Raw genomic sequence first — 22,695 nt, 5'->3', positions numbered from 1 at the left:
CTTTTCATCTTCCCACCAATTCAATATGGTTATCTTTTCGCCATCGACTCCCCACCCTTCTAGATAACTCTCTATTCCCAATGGTACCACGTACTTTTTAACTTTGTTATCTATTTTCTTTATTGTTTTATAGTCTAAATGGTCATAATGATCATGAGAAATTAGCAACACATCTATTATTGGCACATCCTCCAGTTTTATAGGTGATTCGTTAAACCTCTTTACTCCAATAAAACCAAATGGAGAAGCATACTTAGTTAAAACTGGATCAATTAATATATTCTTCTTATCCATCTGTATCATAATACTGGAGTGTCCTAGCCATGTAATAGTAACTTTATTCTTTTGCGGTTTAGGGAACTTTTTTATATTACATACAGGAATTTTCTTTGTAGGCACAACCTCGTGTGATTTGGTTGAACCATACTTAGGTTCCTTAACTATCGTATCCTCTATATTATGAAACTTATCTTCATAATATAAATCACTTTTTTTCGCATACTTTTCTCTTCTTTCTTTATTTGGGATCTTTCCTATACTAGGATAAAAAAACACAAAACCTCTTATTATGATGATAAAAGCTACCACAGCTCCTATCAATACACAAAAAATTTTTAACATACCTTTTCCCATATATAATTTCCCTTTCTATTAAATTCTCCCACTCTCTATTATTCCTCCACCAACCACAACATCTCCATCATAAAATACAACTGCTTGTCCCCTAGTAATTGCTCTTTGTTTCTCATCAAAATTAGCCATAACCCGTCCATCCTCCAATGGATAAATAACTGTAGCTGCCTCTAAAGCCGTAGATCTTATCTTAGCTGTAACTCGATACGGCCCGTGTAAACTTTCTATAGATATAAAATTCACATCCTTTGCCGTTAATACTTTACTAAATACCTTTTCTTCTTCTCCTAACACTACCCTATTATTTTTTACATCTATATCTACAACAAACATAGGCTTGCCAAACGTAATCCCTAATCCTTTTCTTTGACCTATAGTATAATTTGTAATACCCTTATGTTTTCCTAGCACTCTTCCCTTGGTATCTACAAAATCTCCTATTTGCGCACTCTTCCCCGTATAATCCTCTATAAATTTTCTGTAATCATTATCTGGTATAAAACATATCTCCTGACTATCCGGTTTATCCGCTACCAATAGCCCCAAATCTTTTGCTATCTTTCTTATCTCTTCCTTAGTGTACTCTCCATTAGGCATAAGCGTCCTTGATAATTGCTCTTGTGTAAAATTATACAGTACATACGTTTGATCCTTTTGCTTCGTTGCAGATTTTTTTAATTCATATCTTCCTGTAGTATTATTATATCCAATTCTTGCATAATGACCAGTAGCAATATAATCAACTCCCATAGCTTTTGCCTTATTCAATAGTGCATCAAATTTCAAAAACTTATTACACATTATACATGGGTTTGGTGTACATCCATTGCGATATTCTTCCACAAATGTATCTACAACCTTCTCCTTAAATAAATCTTTAAAATTCATAACATAATAATCTATCTCAAGCTTATTTGCTACCCTTCTTGCATCTTCTACTGCTGATAACGAACAACAGGCGCTAGGTCTTCCATCTTCCTCGTCACATATTGACCACATTCGCATAGTCACCCCTATTACCTCATAACCCTGTTGTTTTAAAAGAGCGGCAGCGACAGAACTATCGACGCCTCCACTCATTCCTATCATAACTTTCTTATTTGGCATTATCCTCTTTCTCCTCTAAATGGTATATATCACTACACTTACAACAACCATTACATTCCTTTTCATCAACTGGCATACCATTTTTCTTTTTGTAGTCATTAATTGCGGCCCTTATAGCCTCTTCTGCTAAATTCGAACAATGCATCTTTATTGGAGGTAGCCCATCTAACGCTTCAGCTACTGCCTTATTAGTTACAGTAAGAGCCTCATCTATGGTCTTTCCCTTAACAAGCTCAGTCGCCATACTGCTAGTTGCTACTGCAGCTCCACATCCAAATGTTTTAAACTTAACATCTGTTATAACTCCATCCTTTATTTTTAAGTACATCCTCATTATGTCTCCGCATTTTGCATTTCCTACTTGACCTACTCCATCTGCATTTTCTATTTCTCCAACATTTCTTGGATTCATAAAATGATCCATAACTTTTTCGCTATACATCCTTATTATCGCCCCTTCTATTTTTCTTTATCATATAATGGTGACATATCCCTTAGTCTTTCCACTATACCTGGTAATACTCTTAAAACTTCTTCTACATCTTCTTTTGTTGTTTCTCTACCTAATGACAATCTAAGTGACCCATGTGCTATCTCATGCGGCAAACCTATCGCCAACAATACATGCGATGGATCTAATGACCCAGATGTACACGCTGATCCGCTCGACGCACATATCCCCATCATGTCTAACATCAGCAACAACGATTCTCCTTCTATATACTGTATAGAAAAATTCACGTTAGATGGGAGTCTCTTTTCTCTGGATCCATTCAATCTAACATGTGGTATTTTCTCAAAAATTTGATTTATTAATTCTTCCCTTAATGTTAAAATTCTTTTATTCTCTTGTTCCATCTCTGTTACCGCAAGCTCTAACGCCTTTGCCATACCAATTACACCCGCTATATTTTCTGTGCTTGCCCTTTTTCCTCTTTCTTGTGCCCCACCATGAATAAGCGAATCTATTTTTACGCCAGATTTTATATATAAACCTCCTACTCCCTTAGGACCACAAAACTTATGGCTAGAAAAAGACATAAGATCTATATTTAATTCACTAACATTTATAGGAACATGCCCTACCGCCTGAACTGCATCGGTATGAAAGTATATGTTATGTTTTTTTGCAATTGCTCCTATTTCTTTTATAGGCTCAATAGTTCCTATCTCATTATTAGCAAACATAACAGTTATCAAAATAGTTGTAGGCCTTATTGCATCTTCCAAATCTTTTAACGACACAAGCCCATCTTTATCAACTGGAAGATAAGTTACCTCAAATCCTTGTTTTTCTAAATACTGACATGTATGAAGAACTGCATGATGCTCTATCTTTGTAGTTATTATATGATTTCCCTTAGATCTGTTCGCAAAAGCCACTCCTTTTATAGCCCAGTTGTCTGATTCAGACCCACCACCTGTAAAGAAAATCTCCCTATCTTTAGCTCCTAGTGATTTTGCTACACTAGTCCTTGCTTCATCTAACACAGCTTTGCTCTTTCTTCCAACAGAATATACACTAGAAGCATTACCATAATTTTCAATAAAATACGGCAACATAGCATCTAATACCTCTTGCCTCATTCTAGTTGTTGCTGCATTATCTAAATATATTACCTTTTGCTTCATTTAATAAAACCCTCTTTCTAATTCTTATAAATTGCTCCTTTGAAAGTATAGTTTATCATATTTCCCCTTTAATGACAATCATTATTTTATCGTTTATCCTAATAAGACTATGTAATTTATCTTCACAAAAATTAATTTGGTTGAAGGCTCAATCCCCTAGAGTTAAGGTAATTGACATTCTGATTTATACTTGTTATAAGCTTCCTCATTTTTTATTTTTAACTCAAGCATAAAATATTTTTCTTTTTGCTCTTTTCTCTTTTTAATTATATTCCTAGCCATATTTAATGGCTCCTTAAGCAATTCATTTGCATCTTCATTATGCAACACATCACTTAACCTTCTTGCTCTATCAATATTTTTTTTGAAATTATACTCCATAAGCATATCTGAAATTTCGATACTATTGTTCGCAACAGCTATTCCTAAAAGGCTAGCAGAGTTTTCTCGAGATAAATTAGGGCCCTCTATTCTCTTCCTTATACTAACATTCACATCTCTAATTAACAATTCTTTTAATATTACCCTAAGCGTATGTTTTTTCTTCCTTGCTACTAATTTCCCTAAAACCAATTCCAATAAATTTTCTTTCGAAATCATTATTTTTAATAGTTCTAAATTTTCCTCATCTATAGCCCAATTAATAATACGTGGGCTCATAGCATTGGATTTTGGAGCAACAATACAGGCTATATCTGATAAATTTTCTTCATACAATATATCTATAGGTATCTTCCCGCCAGAATTTCTTATATCCACATTGGCTCCTTTTTCAACTAAAAAAGATATCCCCTCTTCATACCCTTTTCTACATAATATATGTAGCGCAGTATCTCCTAATATATTAGACTGAATATCTTTATTTATCCCTTTATTAACCAATAACTTTATCATTTTCATATCAGTTTTAGTACACGCCCAATGTAATGCAGAAATATTATCACGCGATTTTACATTAATGTACGCTTCGTTCTTCAACAATATTTCTACTGTGTCAAAATTAGATAGCCTACTTGCAATAAGTAATGGTGTTTCCCCATTTTCTGCAGTACTATTTACATCTGCTCCTCTTTTAATTAACTCCTTTACTACCTTTATATACCCCTTACTACTTGCTACATGAAGTGGAGACAATCCCGATTTAGTCTTTGCATTTATATCTGCGCCCTTTTGGTATAACATATTAATTAGCTCTAAATTCCCTCGAGCACATGCTATATGCAAAGTTGTTCCTCCATTAGGATACACTAAATTTACTTTTGCTCCATTATCTAACAGTAATTTGGTTAACCCCTCATCATTATTGATAACTGCTATTTTTATTGCCGTATTGCACTTTCGATCTTTTTTATTCACATCTATGCCTTTTTGTAATAAAATTTCCACAACCTGTCTATTCCCCTCAACACATGCCCAGTGTAGTGCCGTTCTTTGTTCATTATCTACTTCATTTATATCATTTACTTTTTCTAGCAAAAACTTCACTATTTCTATATTTCCTATATAACACGCTAAACCCAGTGGAAGTCCTCCCTCTGAAAATTTCTCATTTGCGTCTATACCCTCATTTAAAAGCTCCTTAACAAAACTAAGTTTATTCAAAATTATTGCTACTTTGAATATTTCTATCTTCTTCTCCATCTTTACATCTTCATCTTCTATATATTCTATACATTTTAATATTTTTTCTATATTTAATCTTTTATACCTTTCTATTAATTCTTCCTTCGATGGCATAACTCTAGTCCTTTCAATTTGTCAAAATTCTCTTATCACTTTAGATAATAATTCTATCGTATTCATTATATCACTAATATCTGAGATCTCCGACACTGTGTGAATATATCTAGTAGGTATAGAAACTGCCCCTGTTATAATTCCCTTACCAGACGTGTGAATTGCTCCAGCATCAGTCCCTCCATCTTCCATAATTTCAAGTTGATATGGTATATTATTTTCTATGGCTATCTTTATTAAAAATTCTCTCACCCTAGGGCTAACTATTACTGATCTATCTTTTATTTTTATTGCAACTCCTGCCCCACATTTTATATCCATATTATTATCACTCATCGTGTCTCCCGTATCTGTAACATCAACTGCTATTGCCAAATCTGGATTAATATCATATGCACAAACCTTTGCACCTCGAGCACCCACTTCCTCTTGTACTGTAAATGCATAATATATTTCATTATCTGTTTTTACATTCTTCTTTATTGTTTCTATTAATGCCAAAACCCCTAATCTGTCATCTAATGCCTTAGATATTATCTTACCATTTTGGACAACAATATCACCTATAAAACTTGCAGTATCACCAATATTGATCATTTTTCTCGCATCTTCTTTATCTTTCGCACCTATATCTATAAAATATCTCGATGAAGCCACTTTATTATTATCGTTTGCCTTCTCCTCAAAATAGATCACACCTACTATATCATTTTTAAATTTTACCCTACTAGATATTTCCACATTATAATCTACTCCACCCACCATTGAAAATCTTAAAAATCCATTATCTTCTATGTGGGTTACTATCACACCAATTTCATCCATATGCGCTGCTAACATTATTTTTTTATTAGTGCCCTTTTTTACTGCAACTAAATTCCCTAATCTATCTATCTTAATTTCATCAACATAACTAGAAATCTCTTTTTCTATCACATCACGTATATTCTCTTCATCCCCTGAAACACCAAAGGCTTTAGTTAGTTTCTCTACCAGTTTTAGCATTGTTTCTACCCCTTTTCTATTTCATGTTTTCTAAAAATGCTACCGCAAGTTTTAATGTGTCCTCATAATCGTTCTTACTCATTACTGACACCGGCGAATGTATATATCTACACGGCACAGATATAGATGCTACCTTTATCCCTCTTCCTGACCGTTGTATGCTTCCTGCATCATTTCCTCCAGATATTGTTTTTTTATACTGGAACTTTATTTTAATTTGTTTTGCAACTTCTTCTAGATATCGCAACAACTCTTTATCCACAATTGCCGTCCTATCCATTACAGTCAATGCGACCCCTTTGCCCAATTCCGTTGAATATTCTGAAGGCTTTACATTATGCACATCAGAACATGTAGTCCCCTCTACTACAAGAGCTACATCAGGACAAATTTTATTAGATGTAACTATTGACCCTCTTAATCCTACTTCTTCTTGCACCGTGAAACATGCGTATACATCAAATGGATATTTTTTCTTTAAAACTTCTATTAAAATAGCACACCCTACCCTATCATCTAGTGCCTTAGCTTTAATTCTACTATCTCCAAACTCAGTATACTCACTAATAAAATAGATATAATCACCCAAATTTATCACTTTTAAAGTCTCTTCTTTTTGAGTTGTACCTATATCAATATATAAATTTTTTTCTTTGATTGGAGTAGTACGTTCCGTCTTATCTTGCATGTGAATAGGTTTAGATCCTATCACTCCATTTATTTTATTCTTCCCAATCACAACCTTTTGGCCTAACAATATCCTAGAATCAATACCTCCAACATCACTGAACTTGATAGTACCATCGTCTTTTACAGCCGTCACTATCAATGCCACTTCATCCATGTGTGCTGACAACATTATTTTTTTCTCATGGCTAATCCCACTTTTAAATGCAATTAAATTTCCCATATTGTCTATAGTAATATCATCCGCTATATCAACTATTTTTTCACGTATATACTCTCTAACCGCGTCTTCGTCACCAGCTGCACCATTTAAACTGGTCAATTCCTTTAATAACATAAACAAGCCTCCAATTCTTCTTCCGGCAATGTTAATACACCCTCTATTAATTTAGCTACATTTTTTAAATCCTCAATATGCACAGTCTCTATCATTGTGTGCATATACTTAACCGGTATTGATATTAACGCTGTTGGTATTCCATATCGCGCAACCTGTATCGCCCAACATTCAGTTCCTGTGTTACCTGGCTCCACATCTATCTGACAAAGCATTTTCTTGTTTTTCGCAACCTCCATAATTTTCTCAGTAAAATTTCTATGCAAATTAGGTCCTACCGCTATTACAACACCATTATTTAGTTCAAAAGTTTCATCTTTTGGTACTTCAGACATAGTTCCATGACATGCATCCACTACTATAGAAAAATCCGGATTTAATTTGTTTGACGCAACAACTGATCCAGCCAAATTAAATTCTTCTTGGGTAGTTGCAACAAAGTATACATCTACATCTGTATCAATTTTAGACAACTGTTTAGCTACCATAAGCATTGCCACAACACTACTTCGGTTATCCATTGTTTTATTACTAATTAAATCTTTATTTAAAATTACTGGCTCTGACTTAAACGTTATGATATCTCCAATTGAAACAAGTTCTTTTAACTGTTCCTTCGAATAACCAACATCTATACTTAGTTCATTTATAGTCTGAACTTTTGAATACTCTTCTTTCGTCATAAGATGCGGAGGTTTTTGCCCTATTATCCCATAAAGCTCCTTTTTCCCATGCACAATTACTTCCTTTGATATAAGAATTTTAGAATCAATTCCTCCGATGTTAGTAAAAGAAATAAAACCTTTATCATCGATCGATTTGACCATAAGTGCAATTTCATCATAATGCGCTGTTATCATAATACTTTTACCAAGTTTGCCATTTCCTTTTTTCTTGGCAATAACATTATAAAACTTGTCTATTGATACATCTAGTCCACAATCAAAAAATTTGTCCTTTAATTTGCTTGCCAAATGCTCTTCATGCCCAGATGCTCCAACACTACCGGTTAATTCCTTAATCATTTCAAAACAATCCAACCTTATCACCCCTAAAAAAGATCTACCCAATTCAAAAACTTATAAATTTTGTGTGTAAACTTAACCTTCAATAAATAATTGTCCGTTTCTTCAAATGGTATCCTATCTAGTTTTTGACCATCACTACTAAGAGTACTTTCTTTTAGCCATTTATCTAAATTACCTGTGCCTCCATTGTACGCTACGATAACCAAATCGATATCTTGATATTTGTCATATAACCAACTTAAATACCATACACCAAGTTTTATGTTATTGTCGGGAATAAGCAACATCTCTTGGGTATAATTAGATATACCCATTCTCTTGCTAATCCAATTTGCAGTGGAATCCATTATTTGCATCAATCCCATTGCTCCCTTTGAAGATACCGCTTTAGGATCAAAATCACTTTCTACCTTTATAACCGACAAGACAAGCAATGGATCCACATGATACTCTCTTGAATAACGCTCTATAGAATCCAAATATCTTTTTGGAAAGGATTTTCTAAATCCCTTGGCTGTACCCAAAAAAGCTGTTATCAATATTACTATCGCTACTAGAGTACTCTTTAATTTTCTCACGTTTTATACTTCCTACCTTTCCATTACTTAGCCTCAAACCAACTCGATCCTTCCTTTACCTCTACTGTAAGAGGAACATCTAATTGTACTGCATTTTCCATGCACTCTTTTAATAAATACCTTACCTCTTCTACCTCATTTATATGTGTCTCAATTAGCAACTCGTCATGTACTTGCAATATCAACCTTGACTTCATATTTCTTTTCTTTAATTCATCATAAACCTTAATCATTGCTATCTTTATTATATCTGCCGCACTTCCTTGTATTGGTGCGTTTATTGCAGCTCTTTTCCCTGCCGTATATACTCTTCTATTTTTAGACTTAAGCTCTGGCAATGGACGTGTCCTACCAAAAATTGTAGAAACATACCCTAACTCCTTACCCTTCTCAATAGTCTCATCTGAATACTCTTTTACTTTTGGATGAGTCTTAAAATAAGTTTCTATGTATTCCTTTGCTTCGCTGGTAGAAATACCTAAATCCTTAGACAAATTATGTTCACCCATACCATATACAATACCAAAATTAATTGTTTTAGCTCTACTTCTTAACTTCTGTGTAACATCCTCTTCCGAAACTTTGAACACCTTACTTGCAGTAGCTCTATGAATATCTTCTCCATTTAAAAATGATTTTATAAGGCTCTCATCTTTGGTAATATGTGCTAAAACTCTTAGCTCAATCTGTGAATAATCGGCATCTAAAAATACAAACTCTTTACTATAGGGCACAAAAATCTTTCTTATACGTTTACCTACCTCACTTTTTATTGGTATATTCTGAAGATTTGGTTCTGTACTACTTATTCGCCCTGTAACTGTAGCCATTTGGTTAAATGTAGAATGTACTTTTCCATCAGATGAATCTATCTTCTCCATAATCCCATCTGTATACGTAGATTTAAGTTTACTTAGTTTTCTGTATTCTATGATCAAACCAACAATCTTATTTTCATCTTTTAAAGGCAACAATGACTCTATATCTGTTGAATACGATTGCTTACCCTTTTTTAATGGAAGCTTTAATTTATCCCCCAATATATTCCCTACTTGCTTTGGTGAATTTAAATTAAATTCCTCTCCAGCTATTATATATACCTCCTGAGATATTTTCTTTATCTCTTTATCTAAAAACTTATCCATACTTTGTAGCTGCTTTTTATCTATTTTAAATCCCCAATACTCCAAACTTGCCAAAACCTTAGTCAATGGAAGCTCTACTTCATAATACAATTTATCTTGATTATTATCCCTTAATTGTTTGTCTAATGCTATTGCCATATCTTTTACCATAGCAGCATATTCCACAAACACAGCCTCATTTTTCTCCTCACCTTGTTCTACCACTGGAAGCACAATATCTAAAAACCTGTCCGCTACCACAGGAAGATCAAATTTTTTCATACAAGAATCTAATATATATGCAGCTAAACTTGAATCAAACTTCAAATTATTTAAATCTATATTGTGTACAAACAAAAATAAATACAAATCCTTTGCACTGTGAGTATATTTCTCCACTTTCGTACTTCTAAAAATACACGAAAATAAACTCAAAAACGTACTACTTGATATACTTTCAAAATCTATATTGTAAAATACATCATTCATCGCTACTACAAAACACGATAAATCCTTCTCAAGCTTTGTCTTATCATCCATTTCGTAATAGAAATATACTTTCCCCTCTTTTTGTATACTCTTTACTAACTTCTCTAAATCTCCCTCTTTTGTTATATCTTTAATTTTTCTTTCAACTTTATTTAATTTATAACTTTCATCTCTTAACCCTAATCTCTCTATCATTGAATTAAATTTTAACTCTTCTAATATTTTGTACAAACGTGGTCTGTCATATTCTTTCACTGAAAAATCTGCATCCTCACTAGCAACATCCAAATATTCGAATATTGTCCCAAGCCGTCTCGATAACATCGCAAGCTCTCTATCTATAATTAAATTTTGCCTTATTCTTTGCTGCTTAACCTTATCTATATTAATATACATATTATCAATATTACCAAACTCCCTAATCAACGCTAATGCATTTTTCTCTCCTATACCTTTAACACCAGGTATATTATCTGATGTATCTCCCATTAATCCTTTTACTTCTATAAGCTGTTTTGGCTCTAGCTCATAAATATCTCTTATTTTATCCAAATTATATTCATCAACAATTGGTTTTCCCATCTTACTTCTTAGTAACTTTACTCGAACTTTCTTATTCACCAACTGCAATGCATCTTTATCTCCTGTGATTATAACTATATCATCATAACCTGAATTTTTAGCCCAATTAGCTACACTCCCAATTATATCATCTGCCTCATAGCCAGGCACTTCCATTCGACGTATCCTCATTGCATCTAATATTTCTTTCACTAAAGGCAACTGATCTGCCAACTCTTGCGGCATTCCCTTTCTTTGGCCTTTATACAACGAATATTCCTTATGCCTAAAAGTAGGCGCTTTTAAATCAAACGCTACGCACATGCTACCTGGATCTTCTTCATTTATATGCTTTAGCATTATATTTAAAAATCCTAATACCGCATTAGTATACATACCCTTAGGTGTCGTTAAAATATCCGTCCCGTAAAACGCTCTATTTAATATACTGTTTCCGTCTATAATCATAATTTTTTTTGTAATCATTGTCTCAACACTGTAACCTTTCCGTTATTTGATATTGTTAATTTTACCATGTCCCCAACTTCAAAATCATCTTTTTTTACTTCGTTTGGAATACTAATTTCTGCTTTTATATCATCTAAAACAAAATATGTATTACCATCTTCAAATCTATCAACCATCGCATCTATAATCATTATTTACCACCTTTTGATATATATATATCTTTTTATATTCTTAACTCGGCTTTGTTATAATGTGTATATTCTTTTTTAAGTAATCGTATAAAGAATATATTGTTATTATAACAGCTATAAACATAGCAACTCTGTCAAACGCAAAATCCGTAAACATACTAAGTGGATAATTTTTTACAAGCGCTAACACAATAGCCACCATTTGAGTTATCGTTTTAATCTTTCCCCAATTACTTGCAGCTACAACAACACCTTCACCAGCTAAAACAAGTCTTAGTCCTGTTACTATAAACTCACGGCCTATTATAATCATAGCCGCCCATCCCGTCAACTCTCCACGTTCTAGTAAAGCTATCAATGCAGATGTAACTAATAATTTGTCTGCAATAGGATCTAAAAATATTCCTACTTTCGTTACCATTTTATGTTTTCTTGCTATATAACCATCTACTGCATCTGTACTTGCTAATATAATAAAAATACCCGCTGCTATGTAGTTACCATATACCATAATAAAATTGTTGAACACAAGCATTAACCCTCTCATGAAAGTTAGCACTGGAAGATTGATCACCCAGCTTGGTATTGGTATGACAAAAAGCATAAACAACGGCACAACAAAAATTCTCGACAACGTTATCTTATTCGGCAAATTCATCTATTACCACCCCTATTAAGTCATAATCATCTGCATTTACTATCTTTGTTGATACAAAATCCCCTATATTTAGTTCCTCACCTGATGTAAAATATATTTTACCATCTATATCAGGCGCCTCGTACCTAGTCCTTCCTTCATAAAATATTCCATCATCTGCCACACCTTCAACCACTGTCTCATATATTCTACCTAATCTGCCTTGACATTTCTCTTTAGATATCTTGTTCTGAATTGTCATAATATCATTATACCTTTCTTCTTTCACTTTCTCACTTACCTGGTTCTCCATATTATATGCAGGCGTTCCCTCCTCTCTTGAATACTTAAATACTCCTAATCTATCAAATTTTATACTATCTACAAAATCCCTTAAAACAACAAAATCTTCATCTCTTTCTCCTGGAAATCCTACTATTAGAGATGTCCTTATTACAACATCAGGAACACTTTCTCTGATCTTTTTTATCACATCCTGTATTAGCGCTCTATTACCTCTTCTACCCATTTTTTTCAAAACATAATCACTTGCATGCTGGATAGGAATATCCAAATAGTTAAGTAACTTACTATTTGTTCTCATTTCTTGTATCAGATCATCTGTTATTTCCTCTGGATAACAATAAAGTAATCGTATCCATCTTACTTTATCTATTTTTGAAATTTCTTGTATTAACTCTACTATACGTTTCTTCCCGTATAAATCCTTTCCATAAACCGTCACATCTTGTGCGACTAACACTATCTCACTATACCCTTCGTCTGATAAAATTTTTGCTTCTTTTACTACATCCTCAATTTTTCTACTAACGTATCTACCCCTCAATTTAGGTATTATACAATATGTACAAAAATTATCGCACCCCTCTGCTATTTTTAAGTATGCAGTAGGTTTTGCTGTCGACACCACCCTTGATTTGTTTAGATAGTCTATATTCCCAAATGATCCACAAACAACTCTATCCCCATCTTTCTCATCACTTAGTACATTTAACACATCTCCAACCTTTGATGTCCCCAAAACCGCATCTACCTCTGGTATTTCTTTTATTACTTCATCTTTATACCTTTGTGCAAGACAGCCCGCCACAACAAGCTTTTTTAATTTTTTTCCCTTTAATTTAGAAACCTCAAGTATTGTATCAATTGCCTCTTGCTGAGCTGATTCTATAAACGCACACGTATTAACTATTATTGCATCAGCTTCTTCCTTATCTGTTACTATCTCATATTTATTATCTTTCAATATACCTAAAATAATTTCACTATCTATCAAATTCTTTGGACATCCTAAAGAAATAACTCCCACTTTCACTATTTTTTACTCCCTTTCCAAACTTTCTTTGACCTATCTATTATTTTAATTTATATGATCCAAAAAATCAAGCTTATTATATTCTTTATCTAATTTATCTCTTAAATAATTTCTAGACAATTTGGATAAATCTTTTATACACGCTTCATCTAAATTAAATTTAAACACATCTTTTTGAGATACTCCCAATATAAATTTTAATGCTTTTAGCACACCCGCTCTTAATACAACCTTATTTTTAGATATTTTTTTACATAAGTCACAAATCAATCCACCATTTGAAATATCAAAATACACTATACCTTCGTCTCTGCCACAATGCACACATTCCTTTATATCTGGTTCATAACCTAATATTTTAAGAAGCCTTAACTCAAACACCGAACATATAAGTTTTGGATCCTTCTTTCTTTTTGACAATACATAAAGTGTATTTAACAAAAGCTTAAGTAGCGCTATTTGACTTTCGTTCTCACAAATAACACTATTTATTATATCTAAAAAATGTACCGCATACGTTAACGACACCATATCATTTCTTATATCATAAAAACTTTCTATAAGCTCGCTAGAAGAAATATAATACTTATCTTTCTTTTTTACCAAAACATATCCACAATAATTCAAAAGCTGCGCACCAAGCAGATTGCGTGACCTGGTAGATCGCACGCTTTTTACGTATATCGTTACTTTCCCAAGTTTATCTGTGAAGAGGTCTATATATCTATCAGCCTCTCCCACATTAACTTCCCTTATAACTATACCTTTTAAATTAATAAACTCCATGTTTTATTTTTCATCTGCCTTTTTCTCTTTAGTTTCCTTCTGGGAAACCTGTTCTATCTCTTTATAGCACATATACGCATCTATAGAACCTGTAATCTCAAAAGTTTTCCATATTGTTTCCAATAACATATATAAAACCCTCCTGACATTTTTTAATCAATGCTTATTATGCTATTATATTCTGCAATAAAGAGTTATGTAATACCTGCCAAAATATTCCTATTATTTATATCCTAGAGTATTTAGCATTGAATTGCTATTTCTCCAATCATCTTTTATTTTTACCCAAAGCTTTAAATTAACTTTTGTACCTAACATCTTTTCTATATCTTGTCTTGCGTACATGCCAATTTTCTTAAGCATTGCCCCACCTTTTCCTATTACTATACCTTTATGAGAACTTCTTTCACAATATATGGTTGCATCTATATCTATCAAATCTTTATTATCCCTATCTTTAAATCTCATAATTTCTACACCTATTCCGTGTGGTACTTCATCATCCAATAACCGTAACATTTTTTCTCTTATTATCTCTGCAACTATCACTCTTTCTGGTTGGTCAGTTAGGGAGTCCTCTGGATAATACATCGGGCCCTCTGGCAATAATTCTTTTATTTTTAATAAAATTTCTTCTACCCCGAATCCATCTTTTGCAGAAATCGGATATATTCCTTTAAAATCCATCTCATCCTTATATTTGTCAATTATCGGCAATAATTCTTTTTTATCTATAAGATCAATTTTATTTAATCCAAGTATAACCTTCTTGTTACTATTTTTTAACTTTTCTAATATATCTTTTTCCTCGTCCTTGATATAAATTCTCTTTACATCAACCAAATAAATTATTACATCTACACTACTTACTGATTCGTTTATCTCATTTATCATATACTCGCCAAGCTTTGTCTTTGGCTTGTGTATGCCCGGTGTATCCATAAATATTATTTGACTACTATCATCAGTAATTATTGTCCGGATAGTGTTTCTTGTTGTTTGTGGCTTATCCGAAATTATTGCTATTTTCTCTCCTGTTAACCTGTTTAATAAGGTCGATTTACCTGCATTTGGCTTTCCTACTATTGATACAAAACCTGACTTAAAACTCATACTACAAACCTCCTATAAAACCATCTAATTCTTTCTTTCTAAATGCATTTGGTAACACATCTTTTAATTTTAGCTCTTTATGTTCATTCTGTCTATTGGCTACTACTATTTTAAAATCATCTCCGCAAAATTCTGTCATGACTTGAAGACAAATACCACAAGGATATCCCCAATTTTTGCTATCAACGGATATTGCTATTTTTTTAAAATTTCTCTCTCCACTAGAAATTGCTTTTAATATGGCAACTCTCTCTGCACAAACAGTAGCTCCAATGGATGCATTCTCCACATTACTGCCACTGTATACCTTACCATTCTCACACAACAACGCTGCCCCCACTCTAAATTTAGAATACGGTGAATATGAATTTTCTTTTGCTTTAACTGCTAATTGCAACAACTCTGCATTCGTCACAAAAAACACCTCCTCTTAATTTCTATTTATATTCAATTCCGATAATACCTCCTCTTGCCTATTCATCATCTCTTTTTCGTCAGCTGGTGTCATATGATCATATCCTAAAATATGATACATCCCATGCGTTATCAAAAATAATATTTCTCTCTCCACAGAATGTCCGTACTCTTTTGCCTGAAATACTGCCTTCTCTAGCGAAATGACTATATCTCCTAAAATCAAAAGCCCGTTATCCATATCTATATCACCAGACAACAAACTCAACCTACCTTTATCAAACTCTGCAATAGGAAATGTTAATACATCTGTTATTTTATCTACATCCCTAGTTTTTTTATTTATCTCTTGTATTTTTTCATTATCCACAAAATATATCGAAACTTGCGAATCTATCTTAACATTTTCTTTATCTAAACTTAGTAAGACCACCTTCTCTATATTTTCTTTTAACGCGTCTTGCACTTCCACTTTATCTTGCAAATTTTCAATTAAGATTTTCATTCAAAACTTCATTCCTTCCTATATCACCCATTTTGCTTACACACAATGCTAATTCCTTGTCTATCTGTTTAGGATACTCTTCCCTTTCATGGAAACATCCACTTAAAACTTTCATAAACGATCTTGCTATACTATCCATGTCTCTTAATGTTAAACTACATAAATCAAATTGTCCATCATCTAACTTATTTTTTATTATGTCCCTTATACACTTTTCTATTTTCCCTTCTGTTTTTACCGCCAAAGACCTAACTGCAGCTTCAACTGAATCTGCCAACATAACAACAGAAGCCTCTTTTGATCCAGGTTTTGGCCCCTGATATCTAAAATTCTCCTCCAATACCTCCTGTTTGCTTTGATTTTTTGCTTTGTGATAAAAATATACCAACTTTGTTGTACCATGATGCTCCATTATCAAGTCTATTATAGCAGTTGGCAATTTATACTTCTTTGCAAGTTGTGCTCCATCATAAGTATGTGACATTATCACTAGTGCACTTAAATTAGGAGTCATCTTATCATGAGGATTCTCTCCCGATTGATTCTCTATAAAGAAATTGGGTCTTTTTAATTTACCTATATCATGATAATAAGCACCAACTCTGGCAAGCAATGCATTCCCACCTATAGCTTCGGTTGCAGCTTCCGCCAAATTTCCTACCATAAGGCTATGATGGTATGTACCCGGAGCTTCCAAAAGCAGCCGTTTTAGCAAAGGCTGGTTTGGATTTGATAGCTCCAATAATCGCATTGGTGTTATTATATTAAATGCAGTCTCTAAAAAAGGCAATACGCCTATTGTTAATATTATAGAAACTATTCCATTTGCAAATGCCAACATACAATCCACTACTAGATCAGACACCGGCCGTTTGTTTATCATTGACACTGTAGCCACAACAACTACATTTAACATACTTGCATATATCCCAGCATTCGTTAATTTGCTTCTTTGCTTAGCTCTGTAACTAAAGAAACACATGGCTGATCCACTTATTATTGTCATATACATATATTCTAAACTTCCCCTATGCATAATTGATATTGTTACTGCCAACAATGTATTTATTAGTACGGCTAGTCCTAAATCTGATAAAATTGCAATAATCACTCCTACAAAAAACATAGGAATCATAAAAATCTGATAAGCACCCACTACACGAGCCATCACCAATTCCATCACAATTATCAGTGAAACCATAAATAATTCACTAGTCTTAGTCAATATGTTTTTTCTATACTTTACATATATAACCACAATCATAGCAAGTAGCCCCACTAACACAAATGTCCCCAGCACAAGTTCAAAATCTATTTCATCATGAGTCTCTAACATATTTAAGTCTTCTAACAATTGTATTTTATCCTTTGTTACAATATCTCCAACACTTATTATACGTTGTCCCTTATCCACCATCTCTATATTTTTAGGATCATTATATGCAATCTCTCTTTTCTTTTGTGTCTCCTCTTCATTAATTATCCTGTTTGGCTTTATAATGTTTTTTACTATAAGACTTCCTATATTTTTTAGCTCCATCGGCATATCAAGTTCTTGAACTTTCATCTGTGCCTTTATTATAATTTCATCTAAATTTTCTATTGTTATGTCTTCCTTCAATGTATCTCCAATAAGTGATTTTAAAACATGCTCAAAATTATTAAATTTATTATTATCAATTCCTAATAACAAAAACTTTACATCAACCTCACCGGTCAGCATAGCGTTATTAGATTTTAACTTTTGAACAACTCTATCAAACTTAGGTCTTGGCAAGCTTCGTTCGTTTTTTATTGTAGTTAAAAAATTATCTATACTCCTAATTACCTCTATAGATGTAGCAGTATCTTCCTTTACCTCCACTGGTTCGTTCTGATATGCTAACTCCTGATTCTCTTTTGTTTTTATTTCATTTTTTACTTCTCTTGGTGCTGTAATATCATACTGTGAAATATCTCCTACATTCAATTTATACTTCTTAGGTAAAAGGCCACTAAAGACAATACTAAATGCCAATATCACCGTCACTATAACTATCATATGTTTTTGATTTTTCTCATCTTGCATAGCTATTTTTATCTTGTGTATTAATTTTGTGCCCATTTATACTTCCTCCAAAAGTTTAATAAATTAATTCTTCCTCACCTATATCTTCATGTACATAAACTTTAATGCTTACAAATATCCTACCTTCATTCTCAAAATACTCAACATCTTGACCTGTTATACCTACGTTTTTAGGAATACATTCCAAAATCTTTTTCTTTGCCTCACTAAGCGCTCGTTCCCTTGCTAAAGACATTGGCAATACTTCCTCTTTTTCCTTATAGTATCTCTTCTTTTTTTCTTTTATCTCAAAAGGCATAACAAAATTTTTAAGTACACGAACTTTTTTTATATTAGTAACCTCATCATACTTGTCAGTCCCTTTCCCTAAAACAACTTTAAACACCTCTTTACCTAAAATACAAAATCTATATTCATTTGAAACTTTCCCTGAGTATACTTTATTTTTTTTTACACATTTCACCTCTTCCCTCTGTTCGTATGTAGTCTTTGCTGTAACCACACCTATCGCACGTACAACTTTCGTATAATCAGATTCATCTCCAATAATCATTCCTGATATTAACACATCTCCCTTTAGCACAGTATCCCCGACTTTTACGTTTTCAATACCGTTTTTTACCAGTACACGCGTTATAATTCCATCTCTTTTTGCAACTATATTACAGGGTATATCCGTATTAATAATCTTGGGCACCTTTGCTCTTTTAGACAGATTAATCACCAATTTTGTACCCTGTATTTTCACATCTGCCCAAGACAAATCTTTAAAATTCATAATCAATTCATACTCTATTCTATTAACATCTACAAAATATTTTAGAATACCCACCCTTATGTTTTTGCTATTTAAGTACTCAATCACTTTTCTTTCTTTCTCATATCCCTTTATCTCTATATCCCAAATGTACGACCACATGAGCATAAAAACAGATACAAACACCACACTCCCTATTAAAAAAGATTTGCGCTTTTTATATTTTTTAAACCAAAAACAAAGACCTCTTTTGTCTATAACCTTTACACTGCAATGAGTTTTTTTTATTATATCTCTTATCTTCTTAAACTCAACTACAGACATCTTAAGTAGAGTGTACTCCCTATGCCTATTTATATCCATAAGCAATATCTTTCTATGAACACAAATATTGATAAACTTCTCAATATTTTTACCTTCGACTCTTATAATAACATATCCTCTAAATAAAATCCATATCCTAAAAGATTGCATATTTTTATATTAACCCCTTCACAAAAACTCTACCTTCATTATGGTCCCATTTACTGCAATTTCTTCTTTGCTTATACTTTTTATCTCAAAATCTTTCCCTTCCACTTTCAATATACCTATATTGGTAATTATGCTTATTGTGTCTTTTGTGTATGTCATTAAATTTTTATAGTTTTCTATTAGCAAAAAATTACCTACTAATGTTATTTTAGGAACATCATATACTATCTCTTCTGGTAATTCTAAAAATTTATTTATTTTTTCTTTTAATGTCATATTGCCACATCCTAATCATCTTACGAAATCTTTTTTGCAATCTCCAAATTCATACCCTAACTCTCGAGCACTTTTTATTATATCCCCCAGTGCCTCTGCATTATCTTTTGATACTGCATGAAGCAAAATTATTGCTCCGTTGTGAAGATTTTGTGTAACCATTTTGTGCGCATATTCCTTTCCTCTTACTTTATCACGATACCAATCATCATATGCTACACTCCAAAATAAATTTATATATCCCATATCATTAGTAATTTTTAATGTTCTTTCACTGTACTCTCCCTTGGGTGCTCTAAAAAAAGTCATGTGTTCATTAAAGTCTTTAAAAAAAGTATATTCTAAATTTCTCACTTCATCTTTTATTTTTTGATCGCTTATTTCAGGTAAACTTGGATGATTTACTGTATGATTACCTACTGAATGGCCCTCTTTTATCATTCTCTCCACAAGTTCAGGATGACCCTTTAAGTAAGGCCCTGTTATAAAAAATACCGCCTTTACATTTTCATTTTTTAGTGTATTTAATATACTGCCTGTGTACCCATTTTCGTATCCTTCGTCAAATGTCAAATATATTTTCTTGCCACTTGCATCTCCCACATAATAACTATTATACTTTTTTAACAACTCTGGTGTCCCCGGATCAGCAAATGGAATATTGTGATCTTTATTCCTTCTTATCCCCCATCGTAACACTTCCTTGCTATTCGTATTCATAGCTATATCTTCTATAAATTTATTCTGATTGATTAAATTGCCCGTTATCTCTGTACTAAAAACTTTTGCATAATCTTTTTCTTCAAGTTCAACAAATTTCGAATTGTTTTTGGATGCTACAATTAAAAACAAAGCCAATATAATTATATTGGAACAAACTAGAAATTTCTTTTTCATATCTTTTTATTGTCCTTTACTTTGATTTTTTATATTTATATTCTTTAAATATAAAAAATAGAATACAGCATGCCACCAAAAGACACGCTGTATTTCGAATATGTTTGTTTATCTTTTTCTTAAACATTTGCATTTTCTTCTATTACTTCTTCTTTTGGTTCTTCTGTGGTCTTTTCTGTACCTTCTTCTATTGCCTCTTCTTTTGGTTCTTCTGTGGTCTTTTCTGTACCTTCTTCTATTACTTCTTCTTTTGGTTCTTCTGTGGTCTTTTCTGTACCTTCTTCTATTACTTCTTCTTTTGGTTCTTCTATAACTTCTTCTTGAACGTCTTTAACTTTGACTAAAGTAGAATTTCCTACATAATCATACACTTTGATACTATATTCTTCATTTTCATTTAAACCATCTAAAGTTTCTGTAACAAACGCAGGATATTTGTCTTTCATATAATTTTTCAATATTTTATCTGTACTAGCTTCTGTTATTTTCCATATTCCCGATTCTTCATCACTTGCATAAACAACATAATCATTACCCTCTTTTTTAACACTTACATCTGGACCCTCTTCATCCACATCCAAATGTATTTTTGCTATATTATTAAATTCATCATATACATAAATATCCTCAACATCTTCATTACTTAAATTGAATCTAACGGTAACATTTTTACCCATAAGCTTTAGTATAGAATCTCCGTCAACAGTTTCAGTTATCTTTGATAACCCTACTGGATCTTTTGCTACTAATGCTACATTTTTGCCGCTTTTTACCGCTTTAGTTACTTCTGGCTCGTCCAGATATTCTTCTAATTCTATTTTTTTGTAGTTGTTTGCATGATTATACACGTATATACAAGGTACATCCTTCGAAGAAATGTTTATTGTTACTTCTGATTCTTTCCCACTCAAATTTTTTATAGTCTTTCCATCAGGTTTTTCTGTTATTTTCCAAAGGCCAATCGAATCCAATACTTTTAATTTTACTTTAGTATCCTTCTTATAACAGGATTTAACTCGAGGTTCAAGCCCTGTCAACTTACATTCTCTATAGTTATCATCTTTGTCATAAATCCTTATCCAATATCCACCGCTTTCTTTTTTATGTGTCACCTTCGCTTTGTTACCAAACTTTGATAAATCTAATATTTGATTCATAGAATCATTATCTTCAAATATACCATATAATCCTGGTTTAAAGTCTATTGTATCTAATACAAAATTACCTTCTTTATAGTCTAAAGATAATATTATTGGTTTTTCTGTGTCACGTTCTCCTAACATCCCTATAATTGTAACTGGTACTTCTATAGTTTTAGTTTCTTGTCCATCATTCGCTACTATTGTATACACAGCATTTTGGAATATTTTGAAATAAAACAATCCCTCTTTAGTTAATTCTTTTTGTGTATCTATAACTTCTGTAAACTGCGGAGTTAAACTACTTTTTATTGTTATAGTTTTATAGTCTTTTGCCTCTATACAAAGATGCAATACCTCTATCAGTTTTGTATCTGATATTTTTTTCCTAATCTTCTTTTCAGTTTCTTCTTTCGCATACAATACATCTTGCTGTTGTATACTCTCCTGATTATCCTTATCCTTTGTTGCAAAATTTACCGATAAATCTAATGCAAAAACCACTCTATACTGCAAAAACAAACACATACCAACACAACATACTAAAGCATAAAGTTTTAGAAAAAGTTTATTTTTCATATGTATTGCCCTCCCAGTTATTTTTTTAAAGCTCTATTCTATGATAATATACAAATGAATTTTTTGCAAAAAAAACTATTTTTTCTACCACTTTTCTTCATTTTTTTTCATTCATTATTACAAACAAATATGATATA

Annotated in this window: 23 protein-coding genes; all 23 read right to left on the bottom strand. The window is 32.4% G+C overall.

What is annotated here, in order from left to right:
- The coding region (locus J6Y29_06170; protein MBP5427454.1) for an MBL fold metallo-hydrolase at positions 1 to 633 on the bottom strand (633 nt) is incomplete at its 3' end.
- Positions 634 to 651: 18 nt separating this feature from the next.
- Positions 652 to 1,740: a tRNA 2-thiouridine(34) synthase MnmA gene (gene mnmA, locus J6Y29_06165; protein MBP5427453.1), complete on the bottom strand. Its 1,089-nt coding sequence runs from the start codon at positions 1,738 to 1,740 to the stop codon at positions 652 to 654.
- Complete coding sequence (gene nifU / locus J6Y29_06160; protein MBP5427452.1) at positions 1,730 to 2,182, bottom strand: Fe-S cluster assembly scaffold protein NifU; 453 nt, start codon at positions 2,180 to 2,182, stop codon at positions 1,730 to 1,732. Before nifU ends, mnmA begins: the two co-directional genes overlap by 11 nt.
- Before the next feature lie 17 nt (positions 2,183 to 2,199).
- On the bottom strand, positions 2,200 to 3,372 hold the full coding sequence (gene nifS / locus J6Y29_06155) for a cysteine desulfurase NifS (protein MBP5427451.1): 1,173 nt from the start codon (positions 3,370 to 3,372) through the stop codon (positions 2,200 to 2,202).
- Positions 3,373 to 3,534: 162 nt separating this feature from the next.
- Positions 3,535 to 5,109 carry an ankyrin repeat domain-containing protein gene (locus tag J6Y29_06150; GenBank protein ID MBP5427450.1) on the bottom strand — a complete coding sequence of 525 codons (1,575 nt, stop codon included), beginning with the start codon at positions 5,107 to 5,109 and terminating at the stop codon, positions 3,535 to 3,537.
- A gap of 21 nt (positions 5,110 to 5,130) precedes the next feature.
- The gene (locus tag J6Y29_06145; GenBank protein ID MBP5427449.1) at positions 5,131 to 6,114 is read right to left on the bottom strand and encodes a M42 family metallopeptidase; all 984 of its coding nucleotides are present in this window, start codon (positions 6,112 to 6,114) and stop codon (positions 5,131 to 5,133) included.
- A 16-nt stretch (positions 6,115 to 6,130) separates the two neighbouring features.
- Positions 6,131 to 7,138 carry a M42 family metallopeptidase gene (locus J6Y29_06140; GenBank protein MBP5427448.1) on the bottom strand — a complete coding sequence of 336 codons (1,008 nt, stop codon included), beginning with the start codon at positions 7,136 to 7,138 and terminating at the stop codon, positions 6,131 to 6,133.
- Positions 7,129 to 8,178, bottom strand: coding sequence for a M42 family metallopeptidase (locus J6Y29_06135; GenBank protein MBP5427447.1), 1,050 nt, complete (start codon positions 8,176 to 8,178; stop codon positions 7,129 to 7,131). The genes J6Y29_06140 and J6Y29_06135 overlap by 10 nt, the downstream gene beginning before the upstream one ends.
- 11 nt (positions 8,179 to 8,189) lie before the next feature.
- Entirely contained in the window at positions 8,190 to 8,744 is a 555-nt protein-coding gene (locus J6Y29_06130) for a lytic transglycosylase domain-containing protein (GenBank protein ID MBP5427446.1), read from the bottom strand.
- 23 nt (positions 8,745 to 8,767) lie between these two features.
- Positions 8,768 to 11,404 carry a DNA polymerase I gene (gene polA, locus J6Y29_06125; protein MBP5427445.1) on the bottom strand — a complete coding sequence of 879 codons (2,637 nt, stop codon included), beginning with the start codon at positions 11,402 to 11,404 and terminating at the stop codon, positions 8,768 to 8,770.
- Positions 11,401 to 11,577 carry a hypothetical protein gene (locus J6Y29_06120; protein MBP5427444.1) on the bottom strand — a complete coding sequence of 59 codons (177 nt, stop codon included), beginning with the start codon at positions 11,575 to 11,577 and terminating at the stop codon, positions 11,401 to 11,403. Before J6Y29_06120 ends, polA begins: the two co-directional genes overlap by 4 nt.
- A 40-nt stretch (positions 11,578 to 11,617) precedes the next feature.
- Positions 11,618 to 12,235 (bottom strand): CDP-diacylglycerol--glycerol-3-phosphate 3-phosphatidyltransferase, encoded by a 618-nt coding sequence (gene pgsA, locus J6Y29_06115; GenBank protein ID MBP5427443.1) that lies wholly within the window; start codon positions 12,233 to 12,235, stop codon positions 11,618 to 11,620.
- Positions 12,219 to 13,550 carry a 30S ribosomal protein S12 methylthiotransferase RimO gene (gene rimO, locus J6Y29_06110; GenBank protein ID MBP5427442.1) on the bottom strand — a complete coding sequence of 444 codons (1,332 nt, stop codon included), beginning with the start codon at positions 13,548 to 13,550 and terminating at the stop codon, positions 12,219 to 12,221. The genes pgsA and rimO overlap by 17 nt, the downstream gene beginning before the upstream one ends.
- Positions 13,551 to 13,595: 45 nt before the next feature.
- Positions 13,596 to 14,336 (bottom strand): DNA repair protein RecO, encoded by a 741-nt coding sequence (recO, locus tag J6Y29_06105; protein ID MBP5427441.1) that lies wholly within the window; start codon positions 14,334 to 14,336, stop codon positions 13,596 to 13,598.
- 3 nt (positions 14,337 to 14,339) lie between these two features.
- Positions 14,340 to 14,465: a YqzL family protein gene (locus J6Y29_06100; GenBank protein ID MBP5427440.1), complete on the bottom strand. Its 126-nt coding sequence runs from the start codon at positions 14,463 to 14,465 to the stop codon at positions 14,340 to 14,342.
- 93 nt (positions 14,466 to 14,558) lie between these two features.
- A complete protein-coding gene (gene era, locus J6Y29_06095) occupies positions 14,559 to 15,449 on the bottom strand; it encodes a GTPase Era (GenBank protein MBP5427439.1) in 891 nt (296 codons plus the stop codon).
- Position 15,450: 1 nt separating this feature from the next.
- A complete protein-coding gene (gene cdd, locus J6Y29_06090) occupies positions 15,451 to 15,864 on the bottom strand; it encodes a cytidine deaminase (protein ID MBP5427438.1) in 414 nt (137 codons plus the stop codon).
- Between the two features lie 15 nt (positions 15,865 to 15,879).
- Complete coding sequence (ybeY, locus tag J6Y29_06085) at positions 15,880 to 16,368, bottom strand: rRNA maturation RNase YbeY (protein MBP5427437.1); 489 nt, start codon at positions 16,366 to 16,368, stop codon at positions 15,880 to 15,882.
- The gene (locus J6Y29_06080; protein ID MBP5427436.1) at positions 16,352 to 18,472 is read right to left on the bottom strand and encodes an HDIG domain-containing protein; all 2,121 of its coding nucleotides are present in this window, start codon (positions 18,470 to 18,472) and stop codon (positions 16,352 to 16,354) included. The genes ybeY and J6Y29_06080 overlap by 17 nt, the downstream gene beginning before the upstream one ends.
- 19 nt (positions 18,473 to 18,491) lie before the next feature.
- A complete protein-coding gene (gene yqfD, locus J6Y29_06075; protein MBP5427435.1) occupies positions 18,492 to 19,667 on the bottom strand; it encodes a sporulation protein YqfD in 1,176 nt (391 codons plus the stop codon).
- Between the two features lie 18 nt (positions 19,668 to 19,685).
- Positions 19,686 to 19,943 (bottom strand): sporulation protein YqfC, encoded by a 258-nt coding sequence (locus J6Y29_06070; protein ID MBP5427434.1) that lies wholly within the window; start codon positions 19,941 to 19,943, stop codon positions 19,686 to 19,688.
- Between the two features lie 15 nt (positions 19,944 to 19,958).
- A complete protein-coding gene (locus J6Y29_06065) occupies positions 19,959 to 20,840 on the bottom strand; it encodes a polysaccharide deacetylase family protein (protein ID MBP5427433.1) in 882 nt (293 codons plus the stop codon).
- Between the two features lie 119 nt (positions 20,841 to 20,959).
- Positions 20,960 to 22,558 carry a hypothetical protein gene (locus J6Y29_06060; protein MBP5427432.1) on the bottom strand — a complete coding sequence of 533 codons (1,599 nt, stop codon included), beginning with the start codon at positions 22,556 to 22,558 and terminating at the stop codon, positions 20,960 to 20,962.
- Positions 22,559 to 22,695 lie beyond the last annotated feature (137 nt).

The organism is Clostridiales bacterium (genome assembly GCA_017961515.1).
Taxonomy (GTDB): Bacteria; Bacillota; Clostridia; order Acetivibrionales; family RGIG10202; genus RGIG10202.
This window is presented reverse-complemented; position numbering and strand designations above follow the sequence as displayed.